This is a genomic window from Streptomyces sp. NPDC059080 (genome assembly GCF_042739975.1).
GTDB classification, from domain to species: Bacteria; Actinomycetota; Actinomycetes; order Streptomycetales; family Streptomycetaceae; genus Streptomyces; species Streptomyces benahoarensis.
Genome location: NZ_JBHYGX010000003.1, coordinates 224,889 through 239,182, shown reverse-complemented (window position 1 = coordinate 239,182; position 14,294 = coordinate 224,889). Strand labels below are relative to the sequence as shown.

The 14,294-nt window shown below is 71.3% G+C and carries 10 protein-coding genes; 3 read left to right on the top strand and 7 right to left on the bottom strand.

The genetic code is table 11. The annotated features are described in order from the left end of the window. Positions 1-67 precede the first annotated feature (67 nt). From ACFWWQ_RS03430 to ACFWWQ_RS03420, 3 genes are read right to left on the bottom strand one after another with little or no spacing between them, the layout of a single operon-like run. Entirely contained in the window at positions 68-2,017 is a 1,950-nt protein-coding gene (locus tag ACFWWQ_RS03430) for a helicase-associated domain-containing protein (RefSeq protein WP_384589315.1), read from the bottom strand. Beyond that, complete coding sequence (locus ACFWWQ_RS03425) at positions 2,014-3,687, bottom strand: hypothetical protein (RefSeq protein WP_384589312.1); 1,674 nt, start codon at positions 3,685-3,687, stop codon at positions 2,014-2,016. Before ACFWWQ_RS03425 ends, ACFWWQ_RS03430 begins: the two co-directional genes overlap by 4 nt. Beyond that, positions 3,684-6,566, bottom strand: a complete 2,883-nt coding sequence (locus tag ACFWWQ_RS03420; RefSeq protein WP_384589309.1) for a DEAD/DEAH box helicase — start codon at positions 6,564-6,566, stop codon at positions 3,684-3,686. The genes ACFWWQ_RS03425 and ACFWWQ_RS03420 overlap by 4 nt, the downstream gene beginning before the upstream one ends. 469 nt (positions 6,567-7,035) lie before the next feature. Here ACFWWQ_RS03420 and ACFWWQ_RS03415 point away from each other — a divergent pair, with 469 nt between their 5' ends. Continuing rightward, the gene (locus ACFWWQ_RS03415; RefSeq protein WP_384589306.1) at positions 7,036-8,154 is read left to right on the top strand and encodes a UvrD-helicase domain-containing protein; all 1,119 of its coding nucleotides are present in this window, start codon (positions 7,036-7,038) and stop codon (positions 8,152-8,154) included. 205 nt (positions 8,155-8,359) lie between these two features. Next, positions 8,360-8,683 (top strand): DUF6343 family protein, encoded by a 324-nt coding sequence (locus tag ACFWWQ_RS03410; RefSeq protein ID WP_384589303.1) that lies wholly within the window; start codon positions 8,360-8,362, stop codon positions 8,681-8,683. Between the two features lie 93 nt (positions 8,684-8,776). Here the strand turns inward: ACFWWQ_RS03410 and ACFWWQ_RS03405 are convergent, their stop codons facing one another. The 3 genes from ACFWWQ_RS03405 to ACFWWQ_RS03395 form a co-directional block, all read right to left on the bottom strand. After that, a complete protein-coding gene (locus ACFWWQ_RS03405; RefSeq protein ID WP_384589300.1) occupies positions 8,777-9,199 on the bottom strand; it encodes a tetratricopeptide repeat protein in 423 nt (140 codons plus the stop codon). Positions 9,200-9,452: 253 nt separating this feature from the next. After that, on the bottom strand, positions 9,453-10,043 hold the full coding sequence (coaE, locus tag ACFWWQ_RS03400; protein ID WP_384589297.1) for a dephospho-CoA kinase: 591 nt from the start codon (positions 10,041-10,043) through the stop codon (positions 9,453-9,455). A gap of 143 nt (positions 10,044-10,186) precedes the next feature. Beyond that, positions 10,187-11,134, bottom strand: coding sequence for a PAC2 family protein (locus ACFWWQ_RS03395; RefSeq protein WP_384589295.1), 948 nt, complete (start codon positions 11,132-11,134; stop codon positions 10,187-10,189). 471 nt (positions 11,135-11,605) lie between these two features. Here ACFWWQ_RS03395 and ACFWWQ_RS03390 point away from each other — a divergent pair, with 471 nt between their 5' ends. Then, positions 11,606-12,595, top strand: coding sequence for a right-handed parallel beta-helix repeat-containing protein (locus ACFWWQ_RS03390; protein ID WP_384589292.1), 990 nt, complete (start codon positions 11,606-11,608; stop codon positions 12,593-12,595). Positions 12,596-12,761: 166 nt separating this feature from the next. Here the strand turns inward: ACFWWQ_RS03390 and rpsA are convergent, their stop codons facing one another. Continuing rightward, entirely contained in the window at positions 12,762-14,276 is a 1,515-nt protein-coding gene (rpsA, locus tag ACFWWQ_RS03385) for a 30S ribosomal protein S1 (RefSeq protein WP_384589289.1), read from the bottom strand. Between the last annotated feature and the right edge of the window lie 18 nt (positions 14,277-14,294).

Below are 14,294 nucleotides of genomic sequence, written 5' to 3'. Positions count from 1 at the left end.
CACCCTCCCCGTTGTGCCGTGCTCGACTCCGTACGGTGAAACGCTACTTGACGCGGGCGGCGGCACGTCAGGGCTGTGGATAACCCGCGGCGGCGGGGTCGGGCGCGCCGAGGAGACGGCGGGCGAGGGCCAGCCTGGCATCGGGGTTGCGGGTGGGTACGGGGGCGTGGGTGCGGTGGGTGGGGAGGCGTTCCACCTCCGTGGCGCCGGTGTCGGATTCGAGGGCGGGGGCGTAACCGGACGCACGGAGGGCTTCGAGGGTGTCGGCGGGCGGGCGGTTGCTGACGAGCACGGTGGGAGCGATGGTGCGGAGCCCGAGGTGGCGGAGGGCGCGGTGGGCGGCGAGTTCGGCGATGAGGGTCTCGTCGTCGGAGCGGAGACAGCAGGCGGCGGGGACCACCCGCATCCGGCCGTGGGCGCGCGCGGTGTCCTCGATGAGGTAGGTGAGGGGTTGGGGCAGGCGGCCGTCGGCCGATGCCGCGGTAAGGGCGTCGAGGAGGTCAGCGGGGCGGTGGCCGCCGTCGAGGGCTCGGCGTACGGATGCGGGGGTGAAGCGCCAGGTGACGGCGTGACCCTCGGATTCGCGGTCGGCGATGGCGGCGAGCAGGTCGGTGAGGGTGACGGTGGGGCGGCCGGGGACCACGGCGGTCAGGTCGGCCTGGAAGTGGGCGTGGTCGAGGGGCGTCGGCAGCAGGTCGTGGAGAGCCGCTTCGAGGTGCCGGGGGTCGGCGAGGACGGCGTCGCCGAGCGGGGTGAGCGTGCCGTGGGCGATGAGCCCCAGGTAGGCGGCTTCGTGGAGGGTGTGGGCGGCGCGGTCCTCGATCTGTGGCTGTGCGTCGAAGGCGAGGGGGCGGTGCCATCGGGCGGTGTCGAGGAGTTCCCGCAGCGGGGTGGGTGCGGTGGTGTCACCGGCCGGTTGCGAGGCGTCCGGCAGCGGCGGGAGGGGGGCTCCGGTGCCGAGGGGAACGGTGGCGAGTGCGGCGAGCAGCGCGTGCCGGAGGGCGGGGGCGTGCCGGTCGTGACCGCGGACGAGGGCGGTCGGGGTTTCGCCGTACGGGGTGTGGGTGGGGAGGCCCCACAGGGATGACCAGGAAGTGAGCAGCGGGGCGAGGCGTTCGCCGGGGGTGCGGGTGAGCCAGTCGTCGTAGGCGGCGGTGGGGAGTGCGGTGATGCCTGAGGGGGTGCGGGTCAGGGCGATGAGCTCCGCGGCGAGGGCGAGATCGAGGAGGAGACGGGTATGGGGCTCGGTGGCTCCGGCGGTCTTGGCGAGGCGTTTGGTCTCGCGGACGGTGAGGCCGCCGGTTTTGCGGAGCGCGGCGGGCTGGGTGGCGAGTGCGGCGAGCAGCCGTTCGGCGGTGGTGGCGAGGGTAGCTGCCGCGGCGGCGGATTCGTCGTGGAGGGCGGTGGGGGTGAGGGCGCCTGTGCCGGGCCGGACGGGGTGCGGGGTGGGGCGTGGCGGTGCCACGGCGAACGGCCCGAGAGGGGCGGCTGCCAGGAGTTGGGCGGTCCGGGGCGGGACGACGATGTGGCCGTCGGCGGTGAGGGCGGCGATCCCGTCGTCGCAGAGGGAGCGCAGGGCGGCTTCGGCCGTGGCCCGGGCGGGTCCGGGGGTGGCTCCGAGGGCGGTGTAGGTGGCGTCGGGTGGGACGGGTTCGCTGGCCAGGCGGGCGAAGGAGAGCCGGTGCGCCATGAGGGACTGGTAGCCGGCGCCGGACGAGGGGGCGGCGGGGACCGGGGCGTCCTGACGGGCCCGGTCCTGGCTGATGCGGGCGGTGGTGGCGAGGACCTGGAGTCTCGGGTGGTCGAGGTGCAGCACCAGGTGGTGGAGGGTTTCGTACGACCACAGCGCGGTGGCGAGGTCCCGTAGTCCGGTGGCTGCGGGGCGCAGGGAGAGGGGTGCCGCGTGCCGGGTGAGGAGCGCAGCGAGCTGCTCGGGGGTGCGCTGTGCGAGGGAGCAGGTGAGTGTGTCGAGTCCTTCCACCGTATTGAGTCCTTCCACCGTATTGAGGTCAGTCATCGCGTGAGGAGGTCGCGGAGGGCGGTCAGGGGGTCGGGGTCGGCGGGGCCGGTGGGCCACCAGACCTCGGCTCCGGGGTCGGATTCGTACGGGTACCAGAGGCCGTCGTGGCCGAAGCGAAGCTGGTGGCGGCGGCCGGGGTCGGTGAGTCGGTTGTGCTCGGGGCGCAGGGGCGGGTGGCCTGCGGCGAGCAGGGCGCTGCGGGCGCGGTCGAAGTCTCCGGCGGGTGGGTCCCAGGGGGCTTCGAGGAGGGCCAGTCCTTCGTGGCCTCCTTGGCGCCATGCGGCGACGGAGCGGGCGACGTCCTCGGTGGTGCGGCCGGTGGCCGCGGCGAGGTCGCGGAAGAGGGCGCGGGTGGCGGAGGTGAGCCCGGCGGTGGGATGCGCGGTGGCCGCGAGGCGGAGGGCGTCCTGCCAGGGGGTGAGTGCGGCGGCCGGGTCGGGGTCCTTACGGCGGTGGGCGCCGGGTTGCCCGAGGGCGGCCAGGCGGGCGTGGGCCCGGGCGGCGGTGTCGGTGGCGAGGAATTCGAGGGCGGCGGGGTCGAAGGGGAGGCCCGTGCCGTCGGGGAGCGCCGGGGTGTTTCCGGGCCCGTCGGGGAGCGGCGGGGGTGGCGGGAGCGGTGGGCGGGGCCGAGCGGCGAGGGCGTCGCGAGCGAGCACTCCGCGGCGGGTGTGTGCGGATTGGGACGCAGGGGCCTGTGGTGGGCCCTGGTGGGGTACCGGGGTGGCCGCGGCCTCCGGTGCCGCCGGGGCGGGGCTCTCCGGTGGCGTTCGGTGTGGGGTGCGGCCCGGCGCGGAGGCGGTGGGGTGGGCCGGGCCGGAGGTTTCGGGGCGGACCTCGTCGGCCGGGGACAGCGCCGCCGGGCGGGATCGGCGTACTACGAGAGGGTCGGCGGCCCCCTGGGGCGCGTCGGCCTGGCGGGCTTTGTGGTTCCCGCGGTTCGGGTAGGTCTCGCGCGCGGTGTGCACGGCGCTGCGGCGGGTGAGTTCGTCGAGGAGTTCGCGTTCGCCTCGGCCGCGCATGAGCAGCAGGACGAAGGGGTCCGCGTCCAGGAGACGGGCCACATGGCAGCAGAGGGCGGCGGCGTGTTTGCAGGGGCGCCCGTGGTCGGGGCAGGAGCAACGGGGCGCGAGCTCTCCGGTCCCCGGCAGCAGCGGAACGGTGCCATCCGCGAGTGTTTCGGGGAGCTTCTTGGCCAGGAGCGCGGCCAGTTGGGCCGGTTCGGCGGCGACGGTCTCCAGGAGGGTGTCCCACTCCTCGTCGGGGAGGGGACGGAGGCGGATCTCGGCGCTGTAGGGGCGTGGTCGGCTGCCGCGGATGGTGGCGAGGATGCGTCCGGGGGTGATGTTGACGGTGTCGACATGGCCGTCGCGGGCGTAGGCGCGGCCGCGGGCCAGCCGTGCGGGGTCCAGCGCGGTGGTTTCGAGGGCGTCGAGCCAGGCGCGGCCCCACCAGGTAGTGGCGAAGGTGTCGCCCGCGGTGTGCGGTGGCAGTGGCGGGAAGGTGCGGGAGCGGTCGGCGCGGGCGAGGCGGTCCGCGGCCGCTCTGCGTCCGGCGGCGTGCCGGTCGCGGAACGGTGCGGTGCCGGGGACGGCCTGTCGGCCCGTCGGACGACGGCGGGCGCCACCGGCGAACGGGTCGGGATACCCGAAGGCGGGGCGGGGGCTCACGTGGGCCTCCGGAGTGAGACGAGGTCGGCGAGATCGGCGTCGGACAGTTCGGTGAGCGCGGTCTCCCCGGTGGAGAGCACCGCGTCGGCGAGCGCTCTCTTGGCGGTGAGGAGGTCGGCGATGTTGTCCTCGACGGTGCCCTCGGTGATGAGGCGGTGCACCTGGACCGGCTGGGTCTGGCCGATGCGGTAGGCGCGGTCGGTGGCCTGCTCCTCCACCGCCGGGTTCCACCAACGGTCGTAGTGGATCACGTGACCGGCGCGGGTGAGGTTCAGTCCGGTGCCCGCGGCCTTGAGGGAGAGCAGGAAAACCGGGACGTCGCCGGACTGGAAGCGGTCGACCATCTCCTCGCGCCGGGCGACGGGGGTCGCTCCGTGCAGCAGTTGGTTCGGGATGCCGCGGGTGCGGAGGTGGTGTTCGAGCAGTCGGGCCATTTCGACGTACTGGGTGAAGATCAGGGTTGCGCCGCCCTCGGCGAGGATGGTGGCGAGCAGTTCGTCGAGGAGTTCGAGTTTCCCGGAGCGGGCGACGAGTCCCGGCGCGGCCTCCTTGAGGTACTGGGCGGGGTGGTTGCAGATCTGCTTGAGCGCGGTGAGCAGCTTCATGATCAGACCGCGGCGGGCGATGCCCTCCGCGCCCTCGATGGCGGCAAGGGTTTCCCGGACCACCGCCCGGTAGAGGGCGGCCTGTTCGCGGCCGAGCGCCACCGGGTGGTCCGTCTCGGTCTTGGGCGGGAGTTCCGGGACGATGCCGGGGTCGGATTTCCTGCGGCGCAGGATGAACGGCCGCACCATCCGCGCGAGGCGCTCCGCGGCGCCGGGGACTTCGCCGCCTTCGACGTCTCTGGCGTGCAGCGCGCGGAACGACTTCAGGGGCCCGAGGAGCCCGGGGGTGGTCCAGTCGAGGAGGGCCCAGAGTTCGGAGAGGTTGTTCTCGACGGGGGTACCGGTGAGGGCGATGCGGGCGGGTGCCTTGATATCGCGCAGCGCTCTGGCCGTGCCGGAACTGGGGTTCTTGATGTGCTGGGCCTCGTCGGCGACGACCCAGGCCCAGGGGTGGTCGGCCAGTTGGGCGACGCTGCTCCGCATCGTCCCGTAGGTGGTGAGGACGAATCCGCTGTCCGCGCCGTCGAGGCTGCGTCCCGCGCCGTGGAAGCGGCGTACCGGGGTGCCGGGGGCGAAGCGTTCGATCTCGCGTTGCCAGTTGCCCAGGAGGGAGGCGGGGCAGACGACGAGCACCGGGTCGGTGGGGCGCCGGTGGAGGTGCAGGGCGATGACGGTGACGGTTTTCCCCAGGCCCATGTCGTCGGCGAGACAGCCGCCGAGGCCGAGGGAGGTCATGGTGTCGAGCCAGGTCACGCCGCGGAGCTGGTAGTCGCGGAGGGTGGCGCGGAGCGCGGGTGGCTGCGGCAGGATGTGGGTGGGGTCGGTGAGGCGGTCGCGCAGCGCGGCGAGCGCCCCGAGGGGGACGACCTCCACCTCTTCGCCGTCGATGTCCGTGGTGCCGTTGAGGGTGGCGGCGAGGGCATCGGTCGGCTTCAGAAGGCCGAGTTCACGTTTGCGGGCCTTGCGGACGAGGGCGGGGTCGACCAGGATCCATCGGTCGCGCAGTCTGACCATGGGGCGGTGCGCCTCGGCGAGTTCGTCCATCTCGGCCTCGGTGAGCGGCACTCCGTCCATGGCCATCTGCCAGCGGAACTGCAGGAGTTGGTCGGTGTCGAAGAAGCCGAATCCGTCGGCGGCGGTGCCGGGGGCGGGGCGCAGTACGGCGGTGGCCGTGAGGCCGCGGGCCAGCTCTCTGGGCCAGTGGACGGCCACTCCGGCGGCCTTCAGTCGGGGCGCCACCGCGCCCAGCAAGGTGGTGAGTTCGTCTTCGCCGAGCGGCAGGACGTCGGGGACCGGCCGGTCGAGGAGCCGACCGAGCGGGGCCCAGATCCGTGCGGCCCGGCGGAGCGCGAGGAGGGTGTCGACGCGGGCGCGGGGGCCGAAGCGGTCGGCCCCGGCGCCGTCCCACAGGTCCGCCGCGTCGGTCACCAGGGTGGGGTCGGTGAGGCTGTGGATCTGGAGGATGGCCGCGGCGGCATTCCGCTCCGGCGCCGGGCCGCCCGTGTCGCCTCCGGTGGCGGGCAGCGGCGCCTCGGGGCCGTCGAAGAGCCGGTGCGGGGCAAGGTCCAGCCGGAGGGAGAGGCGCACTCCGGCGTCCGCACCGGCCGCGGTTTCGGCCGCCCATTCCCGCATGCCGGGGATCGCCTGCGGCTCCCGGGCGGCGAAGGCGGGTCCGGCGAGGAGTGCGGCGCCCGGCGTACGCGGCAGTGTGTCGGTGACGGCATCGACGAAGAGCCGGACGAGAGCGACCGGGTCGGGGAGCTGCAGCGGGCGGGTGCCGGGCAGGGGTGTGGCGTATGCCTCGCCGGGCATGGCCGCGGCGATGGCAGCGAGGTGGGCGGCGTCGTCCGGGTCGAGCGGCCCGGCGCGCCAGGCGTCGATGTCCTGTTCGGTGAGGCCGGGCAGCAGCCGTCCACGCGCCGCGAGGTGCAGCGTGTGGAGGACGGCGGCGCCCCAGCAGGCGGTCGCCGGGTGGGCCCCTGGGTCGCTACGGGCGTCGAGCAGCAGGGGAAGCGCATCAGCGATCGGCAGGAGAACGGCGGGGACCGTGCGGCTCCGCGCGCCGTTGCCGTGGCGTCGGGCGACGGTCAGTTGCGCGATGCCGCCGGGCGGACCGCCGCCGGTGGCCGCCCCGGCTCCCCCTTCTCCGCTTCCGTCGGCTTCCCCGCACGGGAGCGGGGCCCCGTCCGGCTGCCAGAACGCGACGGTCCCGGCACGCGGCGGCGAACCGGGCAGGAAGAGCGCGGCGCACGCCGCCAAGTCCCTGCGCGCCACGCCCCCGACGGGAGAGGACGCGCTCGGCGAGGCACTGTCGGCAGAATCAGCGCGTCCCGCCCGCTCGCCGTCCGCCGCCACGCCTACCCCTGCCCACTGATCACTCGCTGTCACGTACCTCGCCGGTTCGGTGGCCTCGGTCCGCCACCCGGCTTCGGCCTGCGAGTCTACGGTCGTCCGCACTGCCCCTCCGCCCCCACTTCCTTCCGCTCTCCGCCGCTCCGACGCGAGCATCCTCCGTCCGCGGATCGATTCGGTCGATCCACCGCCGATGGAACCAGACGCCACTGACAATCGCCCCTGAGCTGCGATTTCCCCTATCAGCTTCCACGCGCGCCCGCCACGCCATGCCTTCCCTCGCGGGAGTCGTCCACAGCTCGCGAAAGATCTCGCACCACGACGACCGAGGAGTTACAGTGAGTCACGAAGTTACTTTCTGTGACCTACCCATTCCGTTGAGGAGACGCTCATGCGCGCCCACCGCACCACCACGCCCACCACCGAACAGTCCGCGGCGGCGGAGGCTTTCCGGACCGGCTCGCACCTCGTGATCCAGGCAGACGCCGGGACGGGCAAGACCACGACGCTCGGGATGCTGGCGCACGAGGCACGAGCCCAAGGCCGACGCGGCCGCTACCTCGCCTTCGACAGATCCATCGTCCGGGACGCCGCCCATGCCTTCCCCGCGGAGACCGCCTGCACCACCGCGCGCGCCCTCGCCTACGCCGAAGTCGGCAGAAAATACCGGGCCCGGATGGACGCTCCCCGGCGCTCCGGATGGCGGACCGGCGCTGCTCGCGGCATCGACTCCGGAATGTCCTTACGCCTCGGCCTCCGCAAGATCAGCAACCGGGCCCTGTCCTGTGCCGCGCTGCGCACCGTCAACCGCTTCTGCCAGTGCACGGATCCCGGCCACGCGTACCACCACGTCCCTCCGATGCGCGGAGCCGAGGCCGAGCCGCTGCACAGCCGACTCGCCGGCGCCGTCCTCCCCTACACCCGCAAGGCTTGGGCCGACCTGCAGAATCCGGACCGGGGTGCGGTGCGGTTCCTTCACGATCACTACCTCAAGATGTGGGCGCTGCGGGAGCCCGTCATCCCCGCCGACTTTCTCCTCCTGGACGAGGCCCAGGACACCAACCCGGTCGTGGAACGCGTCCTTGACGCACAGCGGGACCACGCCCAGGTGGTGCTGGTCGGCGACTCCGCACAGGCCGTCTACGGCTGGCGCGGAGCCCGCGACATCATGACCGGATCCCCCGGCCGACTCCTCCGCCTCTCCCGCTCCTTCCACTTCGGCCCGGCACTCGCACACGAAGCGAACCGCTGGCTGGCCCTGGCGAACGCACCACTACGCCTCACCGGAGCGCCGTGGCGCACCACGGAGCTCACCGCGGTCCACGACCCTCAAGCCATCCTCTGCCGGTCCAACGCGGGCGCGATGAGGGAGGTGATACCGCTCCCCGGCCCCGTCGATCCCGACGAGTCCCGCCTCGCCTACGTAGCAGTGCCCCGGGCAGGCTCCCGGCTCGACATCGGTGGCCTGTCCTGGATCAACAGACGCCCGGCGGGTGATCCCCATATCTGACACCCATCCGTGCTCCGCGTGGACGGACACGGAGAGTGCGCCGGAGGACATGAAGAGCGAACCAACCGCATACGGAGAATCACCGGCCCGCGCCTCGCCAGCCCTCCCTCGTACGGACTCCGACCTGCTGTGCAGGGTGGCATGACGCTACGGATTGGTGAGTGACGACGCCACGATTCGGGAGGACCATGGAGGCGGGAGATGGATGGCAATGCGCACGGGAAATGAGCCCCTTCACGCACGTAGCCCGCTGAAGATCCGCTTCGGCCTGATCATCTGGGGGCTGGCCTGGGCTGTCGCCGGAACCGTGGCTTTCGTCATGGTCGGCAGACCCGGCTGGGCGGCCGCCTGCGCCGCCCTGGCCGTGGTGACCCTCATGGACCTGGCCATGGTCATCCGGCACCTCCACCAGGGCCCCCACTACCAACCGGGCAAGGACATACCGCCCTACGAGCCCGACCATGGGCGGAACAATGCCATCACCCGGCCTCGGCCGTCGGGGCCACGGGGCAGAGCGCGTCCCCCGTAGCCCCTCGCCCCGATGCCCCCAGCCACGTCGTCACCCGCGAAAGGAGGAAAGGCCCGGGGTCCGGGCCCGTCCCAGGGCACCAGGAGCGCAGGATCAGGCAGCGGGAGCAGGCGGCAGATCGGGGCCCGCGTCGTCGGTGCCGGTGTCGTCGGTGCCGGTGTCGAAGCGGGCCGCCTGGAGGAAGTCGGGCCTCGGTTCGAGGGCCGCGGCGAGACGGAAATGGCGCTGCGCCTCTTCCGGACGGCCGGCCCGCTCGAAGGTACGGCCCAGGACGAAGTGCGCGAACGCGTTGTCCGGTTCACGCTCCAGCACAATCTGGAACTCCAGCTCGGCCGGGCGGAGCTGAGCCGCGAGGAAGAAGGAGCGAGCACGCAGCAGCCGGGCAGCGGTGTTTTCCGGATGCGCGGCAATGACCGAATCGAGCAGCCGGATCGCGCCGCGAGGGTCGCGGGCATCCAGCAACTGCTCCGCGGCACGGTAGTCGATGACATAGGTTTCGGGGCTGCGCTGTTGCACGGCCGCCTCCTTCCGATGCGGACCGAGCGGTCCTCCTGGGCCACCCGGTCAGATTCACATCGCACAACGACGACGCCCGCCACTGCATTCCCGGTGTGAGGTCGGCGAGGGAGACCATGGCGCCGTCGTCATCGCGTCGCCGCCTCGGTGTGGGCGGCGCAGTGCGAAGAGGGACGCGGCGCTGATACAAGCAGGGTGAGGGGAGGGAGTGGAGGGGCGGGGGTGGGGGAGGCCCCCGAAGAACGTCTCCCCCTCACCCCTCCCCCAACCGCTCCCAAACCTCACGAACCTGCCGCTCCAAAGCATCCAGTGGCCCATCGTTGTCGATAACGACGTCGGCGACAGCGAGGCGTTGTTCGCGGGTGGCCTGGGCGGACATTCTGGCTTTCGCCTCGTCCTCGGACATGTCCCGCAGGCGTACCAACCGGTCCAACTGGGTCTCGGGGGCTGCGTCGACGACGATGACCAGGTCGTAGAGGGAGGCCAGGCCGTTCTCGGTGAGCAGCGGTACGTCGTGGATGACGACGGCATCGGGCCCGGCCGCGGCCTCCAGTTCGGCGGAGCGGGCTCCGACGAGGGGGTGCACGATGGCGTTGAGGGCCTGCAGTTTGGCGGGGTCGGAGAAGACGATGCCGCCGAGCTTGGGGCGGTCGAGGGCTCCGTCCTTCGTCAGCACGCCGTCGCCGAACTCCGCCACGACCGCCGCCAGTCCGGGTGTCCCCGGTGCGACGACTTCGCGTGCAATCTTGTCGGCGTCCACGATCACCGCACCGTAGGAGGCCAGCAACCGCGAGACTTCACTCTTACCGGCTCCGATTCCGCCTGTCAGTCCCACCTTCACCATGGGCCCACGCTATACGCAGGGCTCACCGGCCCGCTCGGGGGCCGTCAGCATCCGGGACCGCCTGCGCCGCGAGCCGCCTGGATCGGGGGTCACACGGACCAAGTCCGGACTTTCGAACCACCCCCGCGCCGCGCCCCTCCCCGTCAAGCACTCCCCCCCTCCGCCTCGCGTTCCGCCAAGAAGCGTTCGAGTTCGTCACCGATCTCCTCGGCGGACGGCAGATCGACCGCTTCCGCCACGAGGTTGCCGCGGGTTTCCGCGCCCGCCACCGCGTCGTATTGGTGCTCCAACCCGCTGACCAACGCGACCAGTTCCTCGTCCCCCTCCGAGATCTGCCGTTCGATCTCCTCCTGGGTGCGGAGCGCCTCGGTGCGTAGCGAATGCGCGGCGCCGGGCAGGACCAGGCCGGTGGCGGCGGTCACAGCTTCCAGCGCGGTGAGCGCGGCGTCCGGGTAGGGCGACCGGGCGATGTAGTGCGGTACATGCGCGGCCACGCCCAGCACGTCGTGTCCCGCTTCGGCAAGCCGGAACTCGATCAGGGCTTCGGCGCTCCCGGGGACCTTCGTCTCTTCGAAGACGTCGGCGTGGCCGGGCATGAGGTCGGTGCGGTTGCCGTGCGGGGTGATGCCGACGGGGCGGGTGTGCGGGACGCCCATCGGGATGCCGTGGAAGTTGACGGAGAGTCGTACGCCGAGGCGTTCCACCATCTGCTGGACCGCGGCGGCGAACCGCTCCCATTCGACGTCCGGTTCAGGCCCGGCCAGCAACAGGAAGGGCGCGCCGGTGGTGTCCTCGACGAGCCGCAGTTCGATGCGCGGCGTTTCGTAGGCCGTCCAGCGATGGCGGTCGAAGGTCAGGAGGGGGCGGCGGGCGCGGTAATCGATAAGGCGATCGTGGTCGAAGCGGGCGACGACGCGGTGCGGCAGGTCGTCAAGGAGCCGTTCGACGATCTGGTCGCCGGTTTCACCTGCATCGATGTAGCCGTCGAAGTGGTACAGCAGCACCAGTCCGGCGGAGTCATCGGCGGCGATGGCCTCCACCTCCGCGAGCCCGCTCGCCTCCCATTCGTACAACCTCTGGGGATCCAACACAGTGTCCGCTCCTCCTTGTGTCCGTCTGGGACAACGTCCGGCCGGGATGCCACATTCCCGGTTGCGATCGGGGGCCCGACAGCATCCGGCCAGGATGTGCCCGCCATCGTTCCGCGCCGGGGCCGGCCTTCCGAGTCGTCGGATCAACGCGCTCCAGCGCTCCCTCACTCAGGCATCCGGCGCTCCGGCCAGGGAATCACCACGCCCCGGAGGGGCACGGAGGGTCCGGAGTCTCCCATCCTCCGAGGGCACGGCGCACCCCTGTATCCACAAGGTGCACCGGTGTAACCACAAGGTGCACCGGACTGCGGCGTGTGCACCCGCACATCATCTTACGTTCACTCTTATGAACTGCTTCTCCAGCTATGCCCATGCAGGACTCTTGACGCTCGAACTGTTGCGCCCCTAGCTTCTCGACCACCCTCGCGATTCATATTTCCGCCCCACGTTCATATACGGAAAGGCAGATGAATGCGCACCGGACCCCTCCTCACCGCCTCGGCCGCTCTCGGACTGGCCGTCGGCGCGGCCCTGACCGGCACGGCGGGCGCCTCCCCCGCGGGTTCGCCCGCCGCCTCCCCCACCCGCGTCATCGACGTCTCAAACGCCTCGCAGCTCAAGTCCGCGCTGACGGACGCGAAGCCGGGCGACACGATCCAGCTCGCCAACGGTACGTACAAAGGCAACTTCAAGACGTCGGCCGCGGGCAGTTCGGGATCGCGGATCACGCTCACCGGATCGTCCAAGGCGGTCCTCACCGCCGGGGGCGGCTACGGCCTGCACCTGAACGGCGCCTCGTACTGGACGCTCAAGGGCATCACCGTCGCCGGCGGACAGAAGGGCATCATGATGGACGGCGCGAACGGCGTCGTGATCGACTCGGTGACCGTGCACGATCTGGACATGGAAGGCGTCCACTTCCGTAAGTCCAGCAAGAACGGGGTCATCAAGAACTCGACGATCCGTGACACCGGCAAGGGCGGCAGCGGAATGGGCGAGGGCGTGTACGTCGGCAGCGCGGGCGGCACGGACGATCACAGCGACAACGTTCAGGTCCTCGACAACACCATCGGTCCGGGCGTCGGCGGCGAGAACGTCGACGTGAAGGAGGGCACGACGGGGACGAAGATCGTCGGCAACACCTTCGACGGCAGCGGGCTGACCGGCACGCACTTCGACGACTCCTGGGTCGATGTGAAGGGCAACGACGTCCTGGTCGAGAAGAACACCGGTCGGCACACCAGCAACAACGGCTACGAGACGCACACCCAGGAGTCCGGCTGGGGCTGCGGCACGGTCTTCAAGGGCAACAAGTCCGACCTGAGCGGCGCCTCCGGCGAGGGCCGCTACGGCTTCAACGTCACGAACTACGACGCGAAGAAGTGCCCTGTGACGATCGCGGGCGACAACACCGTGACCGGCGGACGCGGCGTCGCCAACCCAGGCATTCCGGTGGGCTGACCTGCGGCAACCGTACGCTCACCGTGGCACCAGGTCGTGACCGCAGCAGCGGCCCCGGCATACGATGCTCGGCCCTGGGCTCCGTCACACCGTGCGGGTACGACGAAGGCCCGCCCCGAGAGGGGGCGGGCCTTCGCCTATCGGCTAGTGCCTAACGGGGAGCTTCTCAGCTCTGGCCGCCGGCCAGCTTCTCGCGGAGCGCGGCCAGGGCCTCGTCCGACGCCAGGGCGCCGGAGTTGTCCGCCGACTCCGAGGAGTACGAGCCGCCGCCGGCGTTGCCGCCACCAGCGTTGCCGCCACCGGCCGCCGGGGCCGCAGCGCCCTCGGCCGCAGCCTGCTCGTCGGCCTCGCGGGACTTGATGACCTGCGCCTGGTGCTGCTCGAAGCGCTGCTGGGCCTCGGCGTACTGGTTCTCCCAGGCCTCGCGCTGGGTCTCGTAGCCCTCCAGCCAGTCGTTGGTCTCCGGGTCGAAGCCCTCGGGGTAGATGTAGTTGCCCTGGTCGTCGTAGGACGCGGCCATGCCGTACAGGGTCGGGTCGAACTCGACGGCCGTCGGGTCGGCGCCGAAGGACTCGTTGGCCTGCTTCAGCGACAGCGAGATCCGGCGACGCTCCAGGTCGATGTCGATGACCTTGACGAAGATCTCGTCGTTGACCTGGACGACCTGCTCCGGGATCTCCACGTGGCGCTCGGCCAGCTCGGAGATGTGGACCAGGCCCTCGATGCCCTCGTCGACGCGGACGAACGCACCGAACGGAACGAGCTTGGTGACCTTACCCGGGACGACCTGACCGATCTGGTGGGTCCGGGCGAACTGCTGCCACGGGTCTTCCTGGGTCGCCTTGAGCGACAGGGAGACGCGCTCGCGGTCCATGTCGACGTCGAGGACCTCGACCGTGACCTCCTGGCCGACCTCGACGACCTCGGAGGGGTGGTCGATGTGCTTCCAGGACAGCTCGGAGACGTGGACGAGACCGTCGACGCCGCCCAGGTCCACGAAGGCACCGAAGTTGACGATGGAGGAGACGACGCCCGAGCGCACCTGGCCCTTCTGGAGGGTGGTGAGGAAGGTCTGGCGGACCTCGCTCTGGGTCTGCTCCAGCCAGGCACGGCGGGACAGGACCACGTTGTTGCGGTTCTTGTCCAGCTCGATGATCTTGGCCTCGAGCTCCTTGCCCACGTAGGGCTGGAGGTCGCGGACGCGGCGCATCTCGACCAGGGAGGCCGGGAGGAAGCCGCGGAGGCCGATGTCGAGGATGAGACCACCCTTGACGACCTCGATGACGGTACCGGTGACGATCCCGTCCTCTTCCTTGATCTTCTCGATCGTGCCCCAGGCACGCTCGTACTGAGCGCGCTTCTTGGACAGGATGAGGCGGCCTTCCTTGTCCTCCTTCTGGAGAACAAGGGCCTCGATCTCGTCGCCGACGGCGACGACCTCGTTGGGGTCAACGTCGTGCTTGATCGACAGCTCGCGGCTGGGGATCACGCCTTCGGTTTTGTAACCGATATCGAGCAGGACCTCGTCCCGGTCGACCTTCACGATGACGCCGTCGACGATGTCGCCGTCGTTGAAGTACTTGATCGTCTCGTCGATCGCGGCGAGGAAGGCTTCCTCGTTACCGATGTCGTTGACCGCAACCTGCGGGGTGGTGGCGGTGGTCTCGGTGCTGCTCGTCATGTGGGAAAGGGCTCCGGT

Coding starts and splice junctions, on each gene's coding strand:
- ACFWWQ_RS03410 (WP_384589303.1), top strand. CDS start 8,360: ATGGCAATGCGCACGGGAAATGAGCCCCTTCACGCACGTAGCCCGCTG.
- rpsA (WP_384589289.1), bottom strand. CDS start 14,276: ATGACGAGCAGCACCGAGACCACCGCCACCACCCCGCAGGTTGCGGTC.
- ACFWWQ_RS03415 (WP_384589306.1), top strand. CDS start 7,036: ATGCGCGCCCACCGCACCACCACGCCCACCACCGAACAGTCCGCGGCG.
- ACFWWQ_RS03430 (WP_384589315.1), bottom strand. CDS start 2,017: ATGACTGACCTCAATACGGTGGAAGGACTCAATACGGTGGAAGGACTC.
- ACFWWQ_RS03390 (WP_384589292.1), top strand. CDS start 11,606: ATGCGCACCGGACCCCTCCTCACCGCCTCGGCCGCTCTCGGACTGGCC.
- coaE (WP_384589297.1), bottom strand. CDS start 10,043: ATGGTGAAGGTGGGACTGACAGGCGGAATCGGAGCCGGTAAGAGTGAA.